The sequence below is a fragment of the Enterobacter cloacae complex sp. IR5459 genome, assembly GCF_049238005.1.
Classification (GTDB): domain Bacteria; phylum Pseudomonadota; class Gammaproteobacteria; order Enterobacterales; family Enterobacteriaceae; genus Enterobacter; species Enterobacter hormaechei_C.
On the sequence record NZ_JBMKIG010000003.1, the window covers coordinates 223623 to 243975 of the forward strand.

The 20353-nt window shown below is 55.7% G+C and carries 17 protein-coding genes and 1 pseudogene; 11 read left to right on the forward strand and 7 right to left on the reverse strand.

Going from position 1 to position 20353, the window contains the following annotated elements:
* Positions 1 to 47: 47 nt before the first annotated feature.
* A complete protein-coding gene (locus tag ACOTX4_RS07520; protein ID WP_003859336.1) occupies positions 48 to 1514 on the reverse strand; it encodes an amino acid permease in 1467 nt (488 codons plus the stop codon).
* A gap of 170 nt (positions 1515 to 1684) precedes the next feature.
* On the reverse strand, positions 1685 to 2551 hold the full coding sequence (gene yieE / locus ACOTX4_RS07525) for a DNA-binding transcriptional regulator YeiE (protein ID WP_003859337.1): 867 nt from the start codon (positions 2549 to 2551) through the stop codon (positions 1685 to 1687).
* 97 nt (positions 2552 to 2648) lie between these two features.
* On the opposite strand from yieE, the gene ACOTX4_RS07530 reads away from it, so the two are divergent.
* Complete coding sequence (locus ACOTX4_RS07530; protein ID WP_003859339.1) at positions 2649 to 3695, forward strand: YeiH family protein; 1047 nt, start codon at positions 2649 to 2651, stop codon at positions 3693 to 3695.
* Between the two features lie 64 nt (positions 3696 to 3759).
* Positions 3760 to 4617 (forward strand): deoxyribonuclease IV, encoded by an 858-nt coding sequence (nfo, locus tag ACOTX4_RS07535; protein WP_003859342.1) that lies wholly within the window; start codon positions 3760 to 3762, stop codon positions 4615 to 4617.
* A gap of 46 nt (positions 4618 to 4663) precedes the next feature.
* On the opposite strand, the gene fruA is transcribed toward nfo, so the two are convergent.
* The 3 genes from fruA to fruB are packed head-to-tail and all read right to left on the reverse strand — an operon-like array spanning position 4664 to position 8434.
* The gene (gene fruA, locus ACOTX4_RS07540; RefSeq protein ID WP_045331136.1) at positions 4664 to 6349 is read right to left on the reverse strand and encodes a PTS fructose transporter subunit IIBC; all 1686 of its coding nucleotides are present in this window, start codon (positions 6347 to 6349) and stop codon (positions 4664 to 4666) included.
* A gap of 16 nt (positions 6350 to 6365) precedes the next feature.
* Positions 6366 to 7304: a 1-phosphofructokinase gene (gene fruK / locus ACOTX4_RS07545; protein WP_006811313.1), complete on the reverse strand. Its 939-nt coding sequence runs from the start codon at positions 7302 to 7304 to the stop codon at positions 6366 to 6368.
* Positions 7304 to 8434, reverse strand: coding sequence for a fused PTS fructose transporter subunit IIA/HPr protein (gene fruB, locus ACOTX4_RS07550; RefSeq protein WP_003859349.1), 1131 nt, complete (start codon positions 8432 to 8434; stop codon positions 7304 to 7306). The genes fruK and fruB overlap by 1 nt, the downstream gene beginning before the upstream one ends.
* 75 nt (positions 8435 to 8509) lie before the next feature.
* Here fruB and ACOTX4_RS07555 point away from each other — a divergent pair, with 75 nt between their 5' ends.
* Together ACOTX4_RS07555 and setB are read left to right on the forward strand one after the other, a co-directional pair.
* Entirely contained in the window at positions 8510 to 8689 is a 180-nt protein-coding gene (locus ACOTX4_RS07555; protein WP_162184637.1) for a hypothetical protein, read from the forward strand.
* A gap of 103 nt (positions 8690 to 8792) precedes the next feature.
* Entirely contained in the window at positions 8793 to 9974 is a 1182-nt protein-coding gene (gene setB / locus ACOTX4_RS07560) for a sugar efflux transporter SetB (RefSeq protein WP_045331133.1), read from the forward strand.
* Here setB and ACOTX4_RS07565 read toward each other — a convergent pair.
* A complete protein-coding gene (locus ACOTX4_RS07565; protein WP_003859353.1) occupies positions 9971 to 10225 on the reverse strand; it encodes a YkgJ family cysteine cluster protein in 255 nt (84 codons plus the stop codon). The two genes, setB and ACOTX4_RS07565, sit on opposite strands and share 4 nt — an antisense overlap.
* A gap of 164 nt (positions 10226 to 10389) precedes the next feature.
* Here ACOTX4_RS07565 and yeiP point away from each other — a divergent pair, with 164 nt between their 5' ends.
* The gene (yeiP, locus tag ACOTX4_RS07570; RefSeq protein WP_003859355.1) at positions 10390 to 10962 is read left to right on the forward strand and encodes an elongation factor P-like protein YeiP; all 573 of its coding nucleotides are present in this window, start codon (positions 10390 to 10392) and stop codon (positions 10960 to 10962) included.
* Positions 10963 to 11078: 116 nt separating this feature from the next.
* Here the strand turns inward: yeiP and uxuA are convergent, their stop codons facing one another.
* Positions 11079 to 12269 carry a mannonate dehydratase gene (gene uxuA / locus ACOTX4_RS07575; protein WP_032609705.1) on the reverse strand — a complete coding sequence of 397 codons (1191 nt, stop codon included), beginning with the start codon at positions 12267 to 12269 and terminating at the stop codon, positions 11079 to 11081.
* A gap of 205 nt (positions 12270 to 12474) precedes the next feature.
* Here uxuA and ACOTX4_RS07580 point away from each other — a divergent pair, with 205 nt between their 5' ends.
* From ACOTX4_RS07580 to ACOTX4_RS07605, 6 genes and pseudogenes are all read left to right on the forward strand, one after another.
* Entirely contained in the window at positions 12475 to 13941 is a 1467-nt protein-coding gene (locus tag ACOTX4_RS07580; RefSeq protein ID WP_045331131.1) for a mannitol dehydrogenase family protein, read from the forward strand.
* A 123-nt stretch (positions 13942 to 14064) separates the two neighbouring features.
* Complete coding sequence (locus ACOTX4_RS07585; protein ID WP_045331129.1) at positions 14065 to 15051, forward strand: CobW family GTP-binding protein; 987 nt, start codon at positions 14065 to 14067, stop codon at positions 15049 to 15051.
* A gap of 33 nt (positions 15052 to 15084) precedes the next feature.
* Positions 15085 to 15798: a phosphatase PAP2 family protein gene (locus tag ACOTX4_RS07590; RefSeq protein WP_003859363.1), complete on the forward strand. Its 714-nt coding sequence runs from the start codon at positions 15085 to 15087 to the stop codon at positions 15796 to 15798.
* Between the two features lie 415 nt (positions 15799 to 16213).
* Positions 16214 to 16783, forward strand: coding sequence for a bifunctional murein DD-endopeptidase/murein LD-carboxypeptidase (gene mepS, locus ACOTX4_RS07595; protein WP_003859364.1), 570 nt, complete (start codon positions 16214 to 16216; stop codon positions 16781 to 16783).
* 127 nt (positions 16784 to 16910) lie between these two features.
* Positions 16911 to 18464: a cyclic di-GMP phosphodiesterase gene (locus ACOTX4_RS07600; RefSeq protein ID WP_003859366.1), complete on the forward strand. Its 1554-nt coding sequence runs from the start codon at positions 16911 to 16913 to the stop codon at positions 18462 to 18464.
* A 75-nt stretch (positions 18465 to 18539) separates the two neighbouring features.
* Positions 18540 to 20344: pseudogene (locus ACOTX4_RS07605) on the forward strand (extracellular solute-binding protein).
* Positions 20345 to 20353: the final 9 nt, after the last annotated feature.

Sequence of the window (20353 nt, forward strand, 5' to 3'; positions counted from 1 at the left end):
AAAAAGCCCGCTCAACTGAGCGGGCTAAAAGAGAGGAAGTGCGGTTATTATTTAAATCGTTCCGGGAAATCCATTTCACTGTAGCGAACGAAGCGTGTTCCTTTCGTCAGTTTGTAGCCAAACCAGATGATCAGGAACAGCGGAATGCCAATATAGGTGGCCGTGACGGCGCCCCAGTCAATGGTGTCCGCAAGGAAGGCCTCATAGTTCTGACCCAGGGTAATAATCAGGCACAGAACGAAGGCGAAGATCGGCCCCAGCGGGAAGAATCCTGACCGGTACGGCAGGTTATTCAGATCATGCCCCTGCTTGACGTACCCGCGACGGAAACGGTAGTGGCTGATGGCAATGCCCAGCCAGGCAATGAAGCCCGTCATACCAGAGGTGTTCAGCAGCCACAGGTAGACCGTCTGGTTGCCGAACATGGAGGTCAGGAAACAGAGACCCGCAATCACCGTGGTCGCATACAGCGCGTTGCGTGGCACGCCACCGCGAGACAGTTTCGAGAAAATACGCGGTGCTTTACCGTCGCAGGCCAGGGTGTAGAGCATGCGGGTGGAGGCGTACATCCCGGAGTTACCCGCAGACAGTACCGCCGTCAGGATCACCGCGTTCATCACCGCCGCCGCTGAGAGCAGACCCGCGTGCTGGAAGACCAGCGTGAACGGGCTGACGCTGATGTCTTTTACGTCGTTACGCAGCAGGCTTGGGTCGGTATACGGAATGATCAGGCTGATAATCAGGATCGCGAACACATAGAACAGCAGGATACGCCAGAACACCTGACGCACCGCGCGCGGAATATTCTTCTCCGGGTTTTCGGATTCACCGGCCGCAATGCCAATCAACTCGGTACCCTGGAAGGAGAAGCCGACAATCATCGCCACGCCAATCATCGCCGAGAAGCCCCCGGCAAACGGCGCATCGCCTATTGTCCAGTTACTCCAGCCCGCCGGTTCAGCCCCTTTGAAAATACCAACGATCATCGCCACACCGACGACGATAAAGATGATGACGGTTGCCACTTTAATCAAAGAGAACCAGTATTCCGCTTCGCCGAAACCGCGCACGGAGATGTAGTTCAGCAGGAAGATGACCGCCAGGAACAGGGCGCTCCAGATCCAGCCGGGCGTGTCCGGGAACCACCAGGTCATCACCAGCTGTGCCGCGACGAGGTCAACGGCGATGGTCACCGCCCAGTTGTACCAGTAGTTCCAGCCCAGCGCGAAGCCGAAGCCTTCCTCAACGTATTTTTGTCCGTAGGTCGAAAACGAACCAGACACCGGCATGTATGCCGCCAGTTCGCCCAGGCTGGTCATCAGGAAGTAGACCATCAGGCCAATCAGGATATAAGAGAATAATGCCCCACCCGGGCCGGCTGCCGAAATTGTTGCGCCAGAGGCAACGAAAAGACCCGTACCGATGGAGCCGCCAATGGCGATCATCGTCAGGTGACGCGCCTTAAGTGCGCGACGTAGCGCGGGCGCTTGTGTGGTTTTAGTTTCTGAAACCATGTGAAAATGCTGTCCATTCAATAAATGAGGCGCGATTGTAGCAGACGATCTGCGTTGCTTCCGGCAGAAATACTCAGTTATAAGAGAGCTTCATGACTCGGCCAGGATTATAAGTAAAGCATAATTTTTCCCTCTCCCCTTTGGGGAGAGGGCCAGGGTGAGGTGCGCTTTTACATCTCGCAGTAGCGCAGAAAACGCTGGAGCGAGCTGGAAAGGTGTTTCTGACGATGATGGATGCACCACAGCGTGCGCACCAGCTTCGGCAGCGGAACGGGGATCTCAACCAGTGAGCCGGTTTCCAGCTGTTCGGCAATCACCCGTCGGGAAAGACAGCTAATGCCCAGACCATGGCGTACGGCATGCTTAATGGCCTCGGAGTTACCTAATTCCATCCCTAACTGGAACTGCGGTAGATGGGACAGCAGCAGATAATCGACAATCTCACGCGTGCCGGAGCCCTGCTCTCGCAGGATCCACTGCGCTTGCGCCAGCCGCTCCAGCGTGACCTCGCCCTGGAGTAAAGAAGAGGCCGGAGAGGCAAACACCACCAGCTCATCCTCCAGCCAGGGCTCCGCAATGATATCCACGTTGTGGCACGGCCCTTCGATAAGCCCGATGTCCACGCGGAAATCAATCACCGCGTTGATCACGTCCTGGCTGTTGCCGACGCTCATCTCCAGCGGCAGGGTCGGAAAATCCCGGCGGTAGCGGGCAATCACTTCCGGCAGGATGTAGTTACCGATCGTGCTGCTAGCGTAGACGCGAATAGCGCCGTTGTCCTCGCGGAACAGCTGTTCGATCTCCGTCGCCTGCTCCAGTAAAGCCAGGGCACGCGGATACAGCAGGCGGCCATGTTCGTTCACCACCAGCCGCTTCCCTACCCTGTCGAAAAGCTGGACGCCCAGTTGCCCTTCAAGATCGGTCAAGGCCGCGCTAACGGCGGACTGCGAGAGCGCCAGCATTTGTGACGCCTGGGTTGTCGAGCCGCTTTTCAGCACCTCGGCAAAAACTTCCAGCTGACGCAATGTAATGTGCATGGTTGCTTACCACTTATAAAGATTGATTATAAATATATAATCAATTTTATTTTTAAGCCAGAGCGCCGTAACCTTTAGCCAGACAAAGGAGAAGGTTATGTCAGAAATCACCTTACAACATCATCGTACAGTGTGGCACTTCGTGCCGGGTCTCGCGCTCAGCGCCGTGGTTACCGGCGTGGCCTTATGGGGCGGCAGTATACCGGCGGTTGCCGGTGCAGGGTTCAGCGCCCTGACGCTGGCCATTCTGCTCGGCATGGTGGTCGGGAACACCGTTTACCCGCACATCTGGAAATCCTGCGACGGCGGCGTGATTTTCGCCAAGCAGCATTTATTACGTCTCGGGATCATCCTTTATGGCTTCCGTCTCACCTTTTCGCAGATTGCGGATGTGGGGGTCAGCGGGATTGCCATTGACGTCCTGACCCTTTCGAGCACCTTTTTACTGGCGTGCTTTATCGGCCAGAAGATCTTTGGGCTGGACAAACAGACCAGCTGGCTGATCGGTGCGGGTAGCAGCATCTGCGGCGCGGCGGCGGTACTGGCAACAGAACCCGTCGTTAAAGCCGAAGCCAGTAAAGTCACGGTTGCCGTCGCGACGGTAGTTATCTTCGGTACGCTGGCGATCTTCCTGTATCCGGCCATGTATCCGCTGGTGGCGCACTGGTTTAGTCCGGAAACCTACGGCATTTATATCGGCTCAACCATGCACGAAGTGGCGCAGGTGGTGGCGGCAGGTCACGCCATTAACCCGGAAGCGGAAAACGCGGCGGTCATCGCCAAAATGCTGCGCGTGATGATGCTGGCCCCGTTCCTGATTTTCCTCGCGGCGCGGGTTAAACAGCTTGCTCCGGCAGGCGGCAGCGAGAAAAGCAAAATCACCATTCCGTGGTTTGCGATCCTGTTCATCGTGGTCGCTGTCTTCAACTCTTTCCACCTGCTGCCAAAAGCGATGGTGGATATGCTGGTCACGCTGGATACGGTCCTGCTGGCGATGGCAATGGCGGCGCTGGGCATCACCACGCACGTCAGCGCGCTGAAAAAAGCCGGGGCGAAACCGCTGCTGATGGCGCTGGTGCTGTTCATCTGGCTGATAGTTGGCGGCGGTGCGATTAACCTTGCGGTACACAGCCTGTTGGCATAAACCATCTCGTCCTTCTCCTGTTAACCCGTTATCATAGGCATTTCGGGTTAACAGGAGTCTTTTTATGAAATATGTTGGAGCGCACGTCAGCGCTGCCGGTGGCCTTGCGAATGCCGCCATTCGCGCCGCCGAAATCGAGGCGACCGCTTTCGCCCTGTTCACCAAAAACCAGCGCCAGTGGCGCGCAGCTCCCCTCACCGCGGAAGTGATTGATGACTTCAAAGCCGCCTGCGAGAAATACGGCTACGGGCCTGGCCAGATCCTTCCCCATGACAGCTACCTCATTAACCTCGGTCACCCGGTTGCCGAGGCGCTGGAAAAATCCCGCGAAGCGTTCCTGGATGAGGTTCAGCGCTGTGAGCAACTGGGGCTAACGCTGCTGAATTTCCATCCCGGCAGCCATCTGATGCAAATCGACGAAGACGCCTGTCTGGCGCGCATCGCCGAGTCAATTAACATGACGCTGGATAAAACCCAGGGCGTGACGGCGGTGATTGAGAATACCGCCGGTCAGGGCAGCAACCTCGGCTTTAAGTTTGAGCATCTGGCGGCGATCATCGACGGCGTGGAAGACAAATCCCGCGTGGGCGTGTGCATTGATACCTGCCACGCGTTTGCGGCCGGTTATGACCTGCGCACAACCGAGGCCACAAAAAATACCTTCGAGGAGTTCGAGCGTATTGTTGGTTTTAAATATCTTCGCGGTATGCACTTAAACGATGCGAAAAGCGCCTTTGGTAGCCGCGTTGACCGCCATCACAGCCTGGGCGAAGGCAACATCGGCCACGATGCGTTCCGCTTTATCATGCAGGACGCTCGCTTCGACGGTATTCCGATGGTGCTGGAAACCATCAATCCGGACATCTGGGCAGAAGAGATTGCCTGGCTGAAGGCACAGCAAACCGCTGAACAGGCGGCATAAAAAAAGCCGGGTTGCATTAGCACCCGGCTTTTTTATTGCTTACCGCTTACGCTGCTTTCGCCACAACTTCCGCTTCCGGACGTTTCAGCACCGCGTAAGAGAGGCCCGCCACCAGCGTACCGGCAACAATCGCCAGCAGATAACCCAGCACCGGCGTGATGGCGCCAGGGATCAGCAGGACAAACAGACCGCCGTGCGGCGCCATCAGTTTCGCACCTACGGCCATGGAGATAGCCCCCGTCACCGCACCACCCACGATACAGCACGGCAGAACACGCATTGGATCGCGCGCCGCAAACGGAATTGCGCCTTCGGTGATGAAGCACAGGCCCAGCACCAGCGCAGCTTTACCGCCTTCCTGCTGCGCTTTATCGAACTTACGACGGGCAATGATCGTCGCCAGGCCAAGCGCCAGCGGTGGCACCATACCTGCCGCCATGATCGCCGCCATCGGCGCGTAGGTCTGGGTACTCAGCAGGCCAACGCCAAACGCATATGCCGCTTTGTTCACCGGACCACCCATGTCGGTACACATCATACCGCCGAGGATTGCGCCCAGCAGCACCGCGTTCGCCGTCCCCATGGTTTGCAGCCAGTGGGTCAGACCTTCCAGAATGCCCGCGACCGGCTTACCAATCAGGTAAATCATCGCCAGACCGACCACCAGGCTGGAAATCAGCGGGATGATCAGAATAGGTTTCAGCGCTTCCATACTCTGCGGCAGCTTCAGCTTCGAGCTGATCAGCTTCGCCACATAACCGGCGAGGAAACCGGCAATGATACCGCCGATAAAGCCAGAACCAGTGCTCACGGCCAGCATACCGCCGATAAGACCCGGCGTCAGACCCGGACGGTCAGCAATGGAGAAGGCGATAAAGCCCGCCAGCACTGGCACCATCAGCGCAAACGCGGAGCCGCCGCCAATCTGCATCAACGCGGCGGCCAGCGTGCCCGGCTCTTTAAACGCCTCGATACCAAAGGCGAAGGAGAGCGCAATACACAGGCCGCCCGCCACCACCATCGGCAGCATGTAGGACACGCCGGTCAGCAGGTGACGATACGCACCCGCAGACTCTTTTTTCCCTTCAGTCGCAGTTTTAGCCGCACCGGTTGTCTGATACGGTTTGGCTTCTGCCAGCGCCTTATCAAACTCCTGCGCGGTTTTCTTCAGCGCCAGGCCGGTAGAGGTACGGTACATAGGCTTGCCGGCAAACTTCGCCAGATCCACTTCGATATCCGCCGCCACAATCACCAGATCGGCTTCCGCCACCTCTTCAGGCGTGATGGTATTGCCCGCGCCAACAGAGCCGCGGGTTTCAACCTTCACCCACCAGCCACGTTTTTTCGCTTCGGTTTCAATGGCTTCAGCCGCCATAAAGGTGTGCGCCACACCTGTCGGGCAGGCCGTTACCGCAACAATGCGTTTCGGCCCAACGGCGGCAACCGGCGCCGCCTCAACAGGTGCGCTGTAAACCGTCGCATGACCTTTTGCTTCGCTCAGAAACAGTTCAGGATGTGCCACCGCGCGATTAATATCACCCAGCCACACTTTTTTGCCGTTCAGGGCGCTGTCAGCGGGGATTTTGTCGCCCAGAACAATCGCCATTTCAGCATCACCCGGGTTATCAATGATATCCAGGTGCGCTTTTTGTGCCGCCGCGCCCAGCAGGGTCTTCGCCATATAGGCACGAGCCTGTCCGAGACCGGAGTCAATGATCAGCAGCGTTTTCATTATTCCTCTCCTGCTGTTAGTTAAAAGGTTTTAAGTCAACGCGCGCCATCATCGCGGCTAACTGGGTACGATCGGTAATACCGACATTGCTCTGGCTCACGGCCAGGGCCGCAACGGCGGTAGCAAGACGTAAGGTATGTTCACTGGATTCGCGCATCAGCAGACCGTAGATCAGACCGCCAACCATCGAATCCCCGGCACCCACGGTGCTGACCACCTCCATTGAAGGCGGTTTGGCAATCCATTCCCCGGAGGCGTTAACCCACAGGGCACCTTCTGCACCCAGCGAAATCACCACGTGAGCGATACCCTGCTCGCGCAGCGCATGGGCAGCGTCAATCACATCCTTTAATTCTGGCAGCTTACGGCCCGCCCAGATCTCCAGTTCGCGGCGATTAGGCTTAACCAGCCATGGCGAGGCTTTCAGACCGGCGACCAGCGCATCGCGGCTGCTGTCGAAAATAATGCACGGGCACTGGCTGCGCAGGCGCGTCATCCAGTCGGTGAACGCTTCCGGGCTGACGCCGGAGGGCAGACTGCCGCTGACGCACACCATGTCAAACTGGCCCAGCCAGCTCAGGGAATCGGCAACAAAGCGCTCCCAGTCAGCCGGGGTCACTTCGAAGCCGGAGAAGTTCAGATCGGTCACTTCACCGTCTTTCTCGGTCAGCTTAACGTTAATGCGGGTACGGCCCTGCACAACCTGAAAACGGTTGGCGATGCCCAACTCGCTGAACAGCTGCTGAAAACCGTCCTGGTTGTCTTTACCGAGGAAGCCGCCAACGGTGACGTCGATGCCGAGATCTTTCAGCACTTTCGCCACGTTAATGCCTTTCCCTGCGGCATGCAGGCCGGTCGTCCGCACCAGGTTAACTTCGCCACGCTCAATTTCCGGGCAGAAACCCACCAGATCGTAAGCCGGGTTCAGCGTAATGGTCGCAACACGTCTGCTCATTATGCGCCCTCCCCCAGACCAGCCGCGATGGCGTCGCCAATCGCTTTCAGCGCCTGTTCAGCATCCGCACCCTGCGCGGTAAAGCGCAGACGATGGCCTTTCTTCACGCCCAGCGCGACAACTTTCATCAGGCTGCGCCCGTTGGCTGGTTTACCCGAACCGTCCAGATTGGTCACGGTGATCTCACTTTCAAATTGTTTAATGGTATTCACCAGCATGGTGCCCGGACGGGCATGCAGGCCATGTTCGTTACGCACCACGTACTCTGCGCTCAGCAGGTCATCCGTCAGCGCATCGTCGCTGGTCAGCAGAGCCAGCACCGTCGCCGCGTCTGCGTTCAGCAGTTTTTCAGCTTTATTGTTCAGCAGCAGATCGCCCAGACGCTTCAGCACGGAAACCGGCTGATCGTCAGTCATGGCAACCGTTACCAGCATCGCGGCGCGTTCACCGTCGGTCTCAAAGGCAACCGCAGCACGGCTGACCGCGATAGCGCTGCGCAGGTTACCTTCAGCACTGTCGTTCAGCCAGATGCCCTGCCCCAGGTTTAATGGCTTATCATTGATTGCGCGCGTCACAAAAGCGGTATCCGCCGCACCGACCTCTTTCAGGCGAGCCGCATTCAGCGCCTGGAGCGTTACCAGATCGGACGCAACGACGTCCAGCGTCAGGGTTTCATTATCCAGCTTCAGCGCTTCGCTCTGTTTTTCGCCCATCAGCAGGGCACGCAGTTCTTCAGCAGTGGTGGCGGATTTAAGCTGTTCCGCGACGGCATCATCACTCAGTACGTGCGTCAGCTGACGCAGCAGGCCCAGGTGTTCGTCACCGCTGGCCGCGATGCCGATCGCCACATAAGCCACCTGACCCTCGCCCCACAGCACGCCCTGCGGGAACTGGAAGACCTGCACACCGGTTTTCAGCACCTGATCGCGGGTGTCCGTGGTGCCGTGCGGAATTGCAATACCGTTACCGAGGAAGGTGGAGGTCTGCTGTTCACGCGCCAGCATGCCGTTGACGTAGCCGTCAGCCACGTTGCCAGCCTGCACGAGCGCAGCGGCGACCTGGCGAATAGCCTCTTCTTTATTCCCGGCCTGTTCGCCCGGGTGAATATCCTGAACAGATAACTGGAACATGATTCTCCTCTCCTGCTGAAATTGAATCGTTTCAGCTTAACTGAGAAAATAGGCGCTAACCTGCTTTTTCAGGACATGCCAGATAGCGCTGAAACGTTTCAAGAAGTCTTGTCTTTTCTACAAAAGGTTGCAAGAAAAGTTACATTTCTTGTTGCAGAATTTAGAAGTGCAGCACATTTCTTCTTAAGTCGGGAGGTTTTTGCTGATGTTCAGCAAACAGGTTCAGCACGCTTCAGCGAAACGGCGATAAACTGAAATGCTATTTTGATTTATTGTGGCAATCTTGATTTTGCCCTCTGTTTATTTAATGACGGGCGGCGTAAACTCCGCCTCTCTCTGTTACTCGCAAAGACTGAACATGCATAACACCCCCGCTGCCGCCTCACCAAAGCCCTTTGATTTGACGTCAACGGCGTTTTTGATCGTTGCTTTCCTCACCGGTATTGCCGGTGCGTTACAAACGCCTACGCTGAGCCTCTTTCTGACCAACGAAGTCCACGCCCGCCCGGCGATGGTTGGCTTCTTCTTTACCGGGAGCGCCATCATTGGCATTTTTGTCAGCCAGTTTCTTGCCGGTCATTCAGACCGCAAAGGCGATCGCAAAAGCCTGATCGTTTTTTGCTGCCTGCTCGGGGTATTTGCTTGCCTGCTGTTTGCCTGGAACCGTAACTACTTCATTCTGCTGTTCGTGGGCGTCTTCCTGAGCAGTTTCGGCTCGACCGCCAACCCGCAGATGTTCGCCCTTGCCCGCGAGCACGCCGACCGCACCGGGCGGGAAGCGGTGATGTTCAGCTCGATACTGCGCGCGCAGGTGTCGCTGGCGTGGGTGATTGGCCCCCCGTTAGCCTACGCGCTGGCGATGGGTTTTGGCTTTACGGTGATGTACCTCAGCGCAGCTGTGGCCTTCGTTGTGTGCGGCGCAATGGTCTGGTTCTTCCTGCCCTCCATGCGCAAAGAGCCGAAAGTGGCGACTGGTACGCTGGAAGCTCCGCGACGCAACCGCCGCGACGCGCTGCTGTTATTCATTATCTGTACGCTGATGTGGGGAACGAACAGCCTCTATATCATTAATATGCCGCTGTTTATTATTGATGAGCTGCATCTGCCGGAGAAGCTGGCCGGGATCATGATGGGAACCGCCGCGGGGCTTGAGATCCCCACCATGCTGATTGCGGGCTATTACGCGAAGCGCTTCGGCAAGCGCTTTTTGATGCGCGTCGCCGCCGTAGCCGGGCTGCTGTTTTATGTCGGTATGCTGACGGTTCATACGCCAGCCCTGCTTCTGGCTTTACAGCTGCTGAACGCCATTTACATCGGTATTCTGGCCGGTATCGGCATGCTCTACTTTCAGGACCTGATGCCGGGTCAGGCAGGCTCTGCCACCACCCTTTATACGAATACCACCCGCGTGGGCTGGATTATTGCAGGCTCACTGGCGGGCGTTGTGGCTGAAATCTGGAACTATCATACGGTGTTCTGGATTGCGCTGGTGATGTGCGTCATGACGCTGAGCTGCCTGACGCGAATCAAAGACGTTTAAGGCGCGGTGAGCGCTTCCAGCTCAAGCAGATAAGTGATGGCCTGCTGGCGCGTACTGCCGCACATTTCGGCGGTTGGCTGGAGCCCGGAGCACACCTTCGGGCGCAGGGGCGAGCCAAAGATCATGCACAGGTTAGTGTCAGAGAGCTGAACGCAGCGGGTATTGGCAGGCTTGCCCTCCGGCATGCCTGGAATGGGGCTTGAGATGGACGGTGCGGTACAGCACGCGCCACAGTCGGAACGACAATCCATACATGCCCTCTGTTGGTGGCTGATACCCGCGCAGTCGGGCATTGCGCGCACAGTAACACCTTTTATGTATTGATAGCAAAACCCACGAATTCCGCTTGCCTGAAAGGCCGCGCGCGAGTAATTTGGCGCGATATTTTTTACCTCCCGTAAACAGGATTACTGCAATGCCAAGAGCGAACGAAATTAAGAAAGGTATGGTACTGAATTACAACGGCAAACTGCTGATTGTGAAAGATATCGACATTCAGGCACCCAGCGCCCGTGGCGCAGCAACGCTGTACAAAATGCGTTTCTCCGATGTCCGCACCGGCCTGAAAGTGGAAGAACGTTTTAAAGGCGACGATATCGTCGATACCGTAACCCTGACCCGTCGCTACGTTGATTTTTCCTACATTGACGGCAACGAATACGTGTTCATGGATAAAGAAGATTACACCCCGTATATCTTCACCAAAGATCAGATCGAAGAAGAGCTGCTGTTTATTCCTGAAGGTGGGATGCCGGACATGCAGGTGCTGACCTGGGATGGCGTGCTGCTGGCGCTGGAACTGCCGCAGACCGTTGATCTGGAAATTGTTGAAACGGCACCGGGCATCAAAGGCGCGTCTGCAAGTGCGCGTAACAAACCGGCTACCCTGACTACCGGTCTGGTCGTACAGGTGCCAGAGTACCTGTCGGCGGGCGAGAAAATCCGTATCCATATCGAAGAAAAACGCTATATGGGTCGTGCTGACTGATTGTGGCATTTGCCGGGTGGCGGCTACGCCTTACCCGGCCTACAAAAACACAAAAACCGGCCTCAGAGCCGGTTTTTCGTAGGCCCGGTAAGCGTAGCGCCACCGGGCAATCAGACTTAAAGAAGCTCAGGATACTTCGTCATTTTCAGCGCCAGCTCGATACCGCGCACTTCCGCCATCCCTTTCAGACGGCCAATCGCCGAATACCCTGGATTCGTTTTCTTGCGCAGATCGTCCAGCATCTGGTGCCCGTGATCCGGACGGAACGGGATAGGACGAACATCTCCCGCCTGCTTACGACGAACCTCTTCAGAGAGAATGGCATCCACCACCGCAACCATGTTCACGTCGCCGCCAAGATGGGCTGCTTCGTGGAAGGTTTTCGGGTTCTCTTCACGGCAGGTTGCACGCAGGTGGGTGAAATGAATGCGATCGCCGAAGGTTTCGATCATCCGCACCAGATCGTTATCCGCCCGCACCCCATACGAGCCCGTACACATGGTAAAGCCGTTGTAGATGCTATCCACCGTCTCTTTTAGCCACTGCATATCTTCAATCGTAGACACAATACGCGGCAGGCCGAGGATAGGACGCGGTGGATCGTCCGGATGAACCGCCAGCCGCACGCCGACTTCTTCTGCCACCGGCACTATAGCGCGCAGGAAGTGCGCCATGTTTTCACGCAGCTGGTTTTTATCGATATCGCCATATTCCGCCAGGCGCGCGCGGAACTGATCGAGGGTATAGCCCTCTTCCGCCCCCGGCAGGCCCGCGATGATATTGCGAACCAGCTTCTCAATGTCCGCTTCACTGGCGGCATTGAACCACGCCAGCGCCTGCTGCTGCTCTTCGGCGGTGTAGTCTGCTTCCGCCCCCGGACGCTTCAGAATGTGCAGCTCGAAAGCCGCAAAAGCGATTTGATCGAAACGCAGCGCCTTCGAACCATCGGCCATTACATATTCCAGGTCGGTACGCGTCCAGTCCAGAATCGGCATAAAGTTGTAGCAGACGGTATCAATACCGCAGGCTGCCAGGTTACGAATGCTCTGCTGATAATTCGCAATCCAGGTATCACACTCACCGGAGTGGGTTTTGATATCTTCGTGAACCGGAATACTTTCCACAACAGACCAGGTTAACCCCTTCTCTGCCAGCTGAGCCTGACGCTTTTGGATTTCCTCCACCGGCCACACCTGACCGTTCGGAATATGATGCAGCGCCGTGACCACACCCGTTGCGCCAGCCTGACGCACATCATCAAGAGAAACCGGATCGTTCGGCCCGTACCAACGCCAGGTTTGTTCCATTGCCCCACCCTCTCAAGTTGTTATACCAATACGTGTTACCTCAATGACGACTACCATACATGTTTAATCGAAGTGGTCAATACAGCGCGTGACATTGATTGATCAAACTCACATAACAGGGATATTTACGGCTTACCAATTTAATTTGTTGTCATATAACTTTACACTGGCATTGTTAATTAATGGTTAATCAGGTGTGTACTACATGAAGACTATTGCCTCCACCGCGCTTCCTGCTCATGTCCAGCAGCCCCGCTACGATCGCGAGCAGTTACGCTCCCGCATCGTCCATTTCGGTTTTGGCGCGTTCCACCGGGCGCATCAGGCGTTGTTAACAAACCGGGTACTAAATGCCAGAGGAGGCGACTGGGGAATTTGTGAGATTAGCCTCTTTAGCGGCGATGTCCTTATGGGCCAGCTCCGGGCGCAGGATCATCTGTTTACCGTGCTGGAGAAAGGTGCCGAAGGCAATCAGCCCATTATTATCGGTGCGGTAAAAGAGTGCCTTAACGCCAAACTCGACTCGCTGGCAGCCATTATTGAGAAGTTCTGCGAACCACAGGTGGCAATTGTCTCCCTCACCATTACCGAAAAAGGCTACTGCATCGATCCGGCGACGGGAAAACTGGATATGCAGAACAGCCGCATCCTGCACGATCTCGAGCATCCGTCTGAACCGCATTCCGCACCGGGTATTCTGGTCGAAGCGCTTCATCGCCGCCGCGAGCGTGGCCTGCCGGCGTTTACCGTGCTCTCCTGCGACAATATTCCCGACAACGGCCACGTGGTGAAAAATGCCGTTCTCGGCATGGCCGGAAAGCGTTCCGCAGAGCTGGCCGCATGGATCGAGGCGCACGTGAGCTTCCCTGGCACCATGGTCGACCGAATCGTGCCCGCCGCCACCGACGCCTCACTCGCGGAAATCACCCAGGAACTTGGCGTTGAAGATCCCTGCGCCATCAGCTGTGAACCGTTCATTCAGTGGGTAGTGGAAGATAACTTTGTCGCCGGACGTCCGGAGTGGGAGGTTGCAGGCGTACAGATGGTTGAGGATGTCCTGCCCTGGGAGCAGATGAAGCTTCGGATGCTGAACGGCAGCCACTCCTTCCTCGCGTATCTGGGCTACCTTGCTGGCTACGCGCACATAAATGAATGTATGCAGGACGACAGTTTCCGCGAGGCTGCCCGCAGGCTGATGCTGAATGAGCAGGCCCCTACGCTGCGCATCACCAACGTTGATCTGACAGCCTATGCTGACAGCCTGCTTAACCGCTTCGCCAACCCGGCCCTTCAGCATCGTACATGGCAAATCGCCATGGACGGCAGCCAGAAACTGCCTCAGCGCATGCTGGATGGGATCCGCGTGCATCTTGAGCTTAACACCGCCTGGCCATTACTGGCGCTGGGGGTGGCGGGCTGGATGCGCTACGTCAGCGGGACGGACGAACAGGGCAACGCCATTGACGTCCGCGATCCGCTGAGCGACAAGTTCCAGGCCATTGTCGCCACCAGCAGCGACGCAGAACGCGTTAGCGCCCTGCTGACGTTAAATGAAATCTTTGGCGACGACCTGCCGCAAAACCCTGTCTTTGTCGAGGCAATTACCGGCGCGTACCAGCGCCTCGTCCGGCTCGGCGCGCACCAGGCCGTTATCGAAACGTTAAAAATTTAGCGATTATTGCGTTTATGGCGAACGGCATTACGCTCCGTTCGCCCTCCCTCTTCTCAATGCCCGATTTTTTCGTCAGGATGATAGGTAGTTGTTACTACATCACAATTATTTATCGGAGCGCACGTGACCAAAACCAACCTGATCACCGGTTTTCTCGGCAGCGGTAAAACTACGTCCATTCTGCATTTGCTGGCCAATAAAGATCCGGCGGAAAAGTGGGCCGTGCTGGTCAACGAATTTGGGGAAGTCGGCATCGACGGCGCGTTGCTCGCCGACAGCGGCGCGATGGTGAAAGAGATCCCGGGCGGGTGTATGTGCTGCGTGAATGGTCTGCCGATGCAGGTCGGGCTGAATACGCTGCTGCGTCAGGGCAAGCCGGACCGGTTGCTGATTGAGCCTACCGGGCTGGGTCATCCTAAGCAAATCCTTGATTTACTGACCGCCCCGGTATACGAGCCGTGGCTTGAGCTGCGTGCGACGCTTTGCCTGTTAGACCCCCGCCAGCTGCTGGATGAAAAAACGATCAACAACGACAATTTCCGCGACCAGCTCGCCTCGGCAGATATTATCGTGGCGAATAAATCCGATCGCGCGACGGCTGAGAGTCAGGCCGCGTTCGAGTCCTGGTGGCAGCAGGCTGGCGGTGGACGTCAGTACGTGCAGACCACCCAGGGCAACATTGATGGCGCCCTGCTCGATCTTCCCCGCCTCAACCAGACGCAACTGCCTGCCAGCGCAGAGCATTCGCATAGCCACGGCACGAAGCAAGGCCTGGCTGCACTGAGCCTGCCGGAACATCAGCGCTGGCGTCGAAATTTGAACAGCGGTCAGGGGCACCAGGCCTGCGGGTGGATCTTCGATGCCGATACGGTTTTCGACACCATTGGTATACTGGAATGGGCGAGACTGGCGCCGGTTGAGCGGGTAAAAGGGATCATGCGCACTCCGGATGGTCTGGTGCGCATTAACCGTCAGGGCGAGGATTTCTTTATTGAAACCCAGAATGTCGCGCCACCCGACAGCCGGATAGAGTTAATTAGTGCGGTTAATACCGACTGGAATGCTCTCCAGTCAAGCCTGTTGAAGCTTCGTTTAAGTTTGGGCGGCTAACGTTGCCCCTGATTTCACACATTGCTGAAGACTATGACGACTCGACTTCCTGCTATTTTATTGCTCAACGCTGCCGGTCTGGCGCTCTTTTTCTCCTGGTATATCCCGGCGGATCACGGTTTCTGGTTCCCGCTGGATTCCGGGCTGTTCCACTTCTTTAACCAGGCGCTGGCGAAGAGTGAAGCCTTCCTGTGGCTGGTGGCGATCACCAACAACCGCGCGTTTGACGGCTGTTCGCTGCTGGCAATGGGCTGTCTGATGCTCTCCTTCTGGCTGAAGGAAGACAAAACGGGTCGTCGCCGTATTCTGATTATCGGCCTGGTGATGCTGCTGACGGCCGTGATTATCAACCAGCTGGCGCAGCATCTGATGCCGGTTAAACGCGCCAGTCCGTCGCTCTTTTTCCCGAATATTAACCGCGTCAGCGAGCTGCTTCATATTCCAACCAAAGATGCCTCGAAGGACAGTTTCCCGGGCGACCACGGTATGATGCTGCTGATTTTTGCAGGCTTCATGCTGCGCTATTTTGGTAAAAAAGCCTTCGCCATCGCCCTGGTTATTGTGGTGGTATTTGCATTCCCGCGGGTGATGATTGGTGCTCACTGGCTGACAGATATCGCCGTAGGCTCCCTCACAGCGGTGTTAATTGGTTTACCGTGGGTGCTGATGACCCCACTGAGCGATCGCGTAATAGGTATTTTTGATCGCTATCTTCCCGGTAAATTTAAACAAGTCAGAAACAAATAAATAACGCAAATTAACACCATTCATCAGGGATCGTTTTCGGTCCCTGAGTCTCTTCTTTCGGGCGTCATTCAACGCTGTCATCATCCTGTCATACAATTCGTGATAAAAATGAAGCAATTGCAGGGATTATCTGTATGAATGGCGGCATTTTGAGCAATTCCGCGCTGTAACTTTGTGTATCACATTTTCTTATAAAAAATCGGACTTTTTTGCTCGCAATACCCCGTGCAATCGGTTAACCTCAAACTCGTTTTGCCCCACTGAGATAATTATTATCATGGTGAATAATTTTGTGCGTTGAGCCACAGTTTTCACCATAAAGAATTGTCTCATTGTGAACAGATAATTAGTCTCGTCACGGTTGGCATTTTTATAACGATATTTTCGTTAAGGACTTCAAGGGAAAACAAACAAAATGGTCAAATCTCAACCAATCTTGAGATATATCTTGCGGGGGATCCCGGCGATTGCAGTGGCGGTTCTGCTTTCGGCATGTAGTACGACGAATACCGCGAAGAATATGCATCCTGAGACGCGTGTTGTGGGAATGGAAGATTCCTCTTCACTGCAAGCCTCTCAGGATGAATTTGAAAATATGGTACGTAATCTCGACGTTAAGTCGCGTATTATGGATCAGTATGCTGACTGGAAAGGCGTGCGTTACCGTCTGGGCGGCAGCACCAAGAAAGGCATCGATTGTTCCGCTTTCGTACAGCGTACGTTCCGTGAGCAGTTTGGGTTAGACCTTCCGCGTTCTACCTATGAACAGCAGGAAATGGGCAAGTCCATTTCGCGTACTAAACTACGCACGGGCGATTTAGTCCTGTTCAGAGCAGGTTCAACCGGTCGACACGTTGGCATCTATATCGGTAACGATCAGTTTGTCCATGCTTCCACCAGCAGCGGTGTGACGATTTCCAGCATGAACGAACCTTACTGGAAGAAACGCTACAACGAAGCTCGCCGCGTTCTGAGCCGTAGTTAATATTGTTGTCGTATCGTTGGTTATCCCTTGGCTGGCGATACGATAAAAAAAGCACTGCTCCGGCAGTGTTTTTTTTTGCCCGTTACACTGATAACTATCCAGCGGCATTTCAGGAATCACGACATCTATGTTAACCCGCTACTTCTCCAGCAACCGCAAGATACTGTTTATCAGTTTCCTTACAGGGTTATTCACTGCCCTGCTTCTGGGAGCATTACAGTTTTACTGGAGTTATCACAAGCGAGACGTCAGATTCGATACTCTCATTACCGATTTAAGCGTTTACATGGAGAGCTATTTCGATGAGCTCAAAATGTCGATTGATACGCTCCAGCCACTCACGCTGAACAGCTGCGAGGAAGTGAGTGCCGCCCTGACCTCCCGGGCGGCCTTTAGCATCAACGTGCGCGCCTTTTTGCTGGTCAGGGATAAACAGGCCTTCTGCTCCTCGGCAACAGGCCCGATGAATACCCCGATGGAAAAGCTTATCCCTCAGCTACATATCAGCAAACCTGTTGATATCGCGCTCCTGCCGGGCACGCCAATGCTGCCGGATAAGCCCGCGATCGCCATCTGGTATCGCAATCCGCTGGTGAAAGACGGCGGCGTGTTTACGTCCGTCAACCTCAACCTGTCGCCTTATCTTCTCTATACGTCACGTCAGGATGAATTTGCCGGGATATCGATCGTCATTGGCGATTCCGCGTTATCTACACAGTCCGGAATGCTGATCCAGGCGCGGGATTTGCCTGACGTCCCTGCCCGTAGCGCCACGCTGAAAAATATTCCATTGACCGTTAACGTTTATGCGCAAGCCTGGACAACCGATGAACTGCTCTACGCGGTGTTTTTCGGCCTGGTCTGCGGTATCGCGGCGGGCCTGTTGAATTTCTATATTCTTACTATCCGTCTCAATCCGGGGAAAGAGATCCTCACGGCCATCAAGCACGACCAGTTTTACGTGGTCTATCAACCCGTCGTGGATGCGCAGTCGCTCAGAATGACCGGGCTGGAAGTCCTGATGCGCTGGAAGCATCCGGTGATGGGCGAAATTCCACCGGATGCCTTTATTAACTTCGCTGAAGCGCAGAAGCTGATTGTCCCGCTGACGCTGCATCTTTTTGACCTGATTATCCGCGATGCCCCTGTCCTGCAAACGGTGCTCCCGCCTGGGGCCAAGTTTGGGATCAACATCGCGCCCGGGCATCTGCATGCGGAAAGCTTTAAAGAGGATATGCGCGCGTTTCTCGCCGCCCTTCCGCCCGATCACTTCCAGATTGTGCTGGAAATAACCGAGCGCGACATGATTAACCACCGCGAGGCAAATCAGCTGTTCGAATGGCTGCACAATGAAGGTTTTGAAATCGCCATCGATGATTTTGGCACTGGCCACAGCGCGCTGATCTATCTGGAACGCTTCACGATGGATTACCTGAAAATTGACCGTGGCTTCGTGAATGCCATCGGGACTGAAACCGTCACCTCGCCAGTGCTTGACGCGGTGCTGACGCTGGCAGAACGTCTGAATATGATAACCGTCGCCGAGGGTGTTGAAACGCCCGAGCAGGCGGCGTGGCTGCGCGAGCATGGCGTAAACTATCTTCAGGGCTACTGGATTGGCCGCCCGATGCCGCTGGAGCAGTTCAGGACGTGGCAACCCGATATCACGCTCGGGGAATAATTTCACAATCACGGCGCTGTCCCTTATTATTCTGTTCAACCGAGCCTGTCTGTGAACAAAGGGATCCGCCGCACTATGATTATGCGCGTTGTGTTGACGCTGTTGGCGCTGGTGAGCCTGTCGAGCCAGGCGCAGACCATCAAAGAGAGCACGGCCTTTGCCGTCATTGGCGAGCCGAAGTACGCGGTTAACTTTAACCACTACGATTACGTCAACCCAGCCGCCCCGAAAGGCGGAAACGTGACGCTTTCCGCCACGGGAACATTTGACAACTTTAACCGCTTTGCCCTGCGCGGCGTAGCGGCAGCGCGTACCGAATCCCTCTATGACACGCTGTTCGTCACCTCCGACGACGAGCCCGGCAGCTATTATCCCCTGGTCGCCGAGAACGTACGTTACGCCGAAGATTTCAGCTGGGCAGAAATCGCGATTAATCCGCGGGCGCGTTTTCACGACGGTACGCCGGTTAGCGCCCGCGACGTGGCGTTCACCTTTCATAAATTTATGACCGAAGGCGTGCCGCAGTTTCGTCTGGTGTACAAGGGCACCACGGTGAAAGCCATCGCCCCGCTGACCGTGCGAATCGAACTCCCTGAGGCGAACAAAGAGAATATGCTGAGCCTGTTCTCCCTGCCCGTCATGCCCGAATCCTTCTGGAAAAACCATAAGCTGAGCGATCCCCTCTCTACCCCGCCGCTGGCCGAGGGCCGTATCGCATTACCGACTGGCGAATGGGCCAGTATGTGATCTATTCCCGTGTGAAAGATTACTGGGCAGCCACGCTGCCGGTAAACCGGGGCCGCTGGAACTTCGATACAATCCGCTACGACTACTACCTGGATGATAACGTGGCCTTCGAGGCATTTAAGGCAGGCGCATTTGATTTACGTGTCGAGAACAGCGCCAAAAACTGGGCGACCCGCTATATCGGAAAAAATTTCGCGAAAGGCTATATCGTTAAAGACGAACACAAAAACGAATCCGCGCAGGACACGCGCTGGCTGGCGTTTAATATTCAGCGCCCGGTTTTTTCCGATCGTCGGGTGCGTGAAGCCATTACTCTGGCGTTTGATTTCGAATGGATGAACAAAGCGCTGTTTTACGGAGCCTACAGCCGGGCGAACAGCTATTTCCAGAATACTGAATATGCCGCCCGTGATTATCCCCACGCGGACGAGCTGGTTTTGCTGGCGCCATTGAAAGCGGAGCTACCGCCGGAGGTGTTCACCCGCATATTTGAACCGCCCAAATCCGACGGAAACGGGTTCGACCGGGACAACCTGCTGAAAGCCAGCAGCCTGCTGGATGACGCTGGCTGGGTGCTGAAAAATCGGCAACGGGTTAATGCGCAAACCGGTAAACCGCTCAGCTTCGAACTGCTGATTGCCTCTGGCGCAAACGATCAGTGGGTGCTGCCGTTTAAGAAGAACCTTGCCCGGCTTGGCGTCACTATGAATATCCGCCAGGTCGATATGGCCCAGTTGACTAACCGCAAGCGCAGTCGCGATTACGATATGATGCAGACCCTGTGGGCCGCCCAGCCGTGGCCGAGTTCAGATCTGCAAATCTCCTGGGCATCGGGGTATATCGACTCCTCCTACAACGCCCCGGGCGTAAAGAGCCCGGTGATTGATGCGCTGATTGCAAAAATTGTGGCCGCTCAGGGCGATAAGAACAAGCTTCTGCCGCTTGGCCGCGCGCTCGATCGGGTATTAACCTGGAACTATTACATGCTGCCGATGTGGTATATGGGCGAAGATCGCGTGGCCCGCTGGGATAAATTCTCCCTGCCTGCCGTTCGCCCGGTTTACACCCTCGGCTTTGACACCTGGTGGTATGACGTGAATAAAGCCGCAAAATTGCCCGCAGAGCGGCGTTAAGGAGTGACG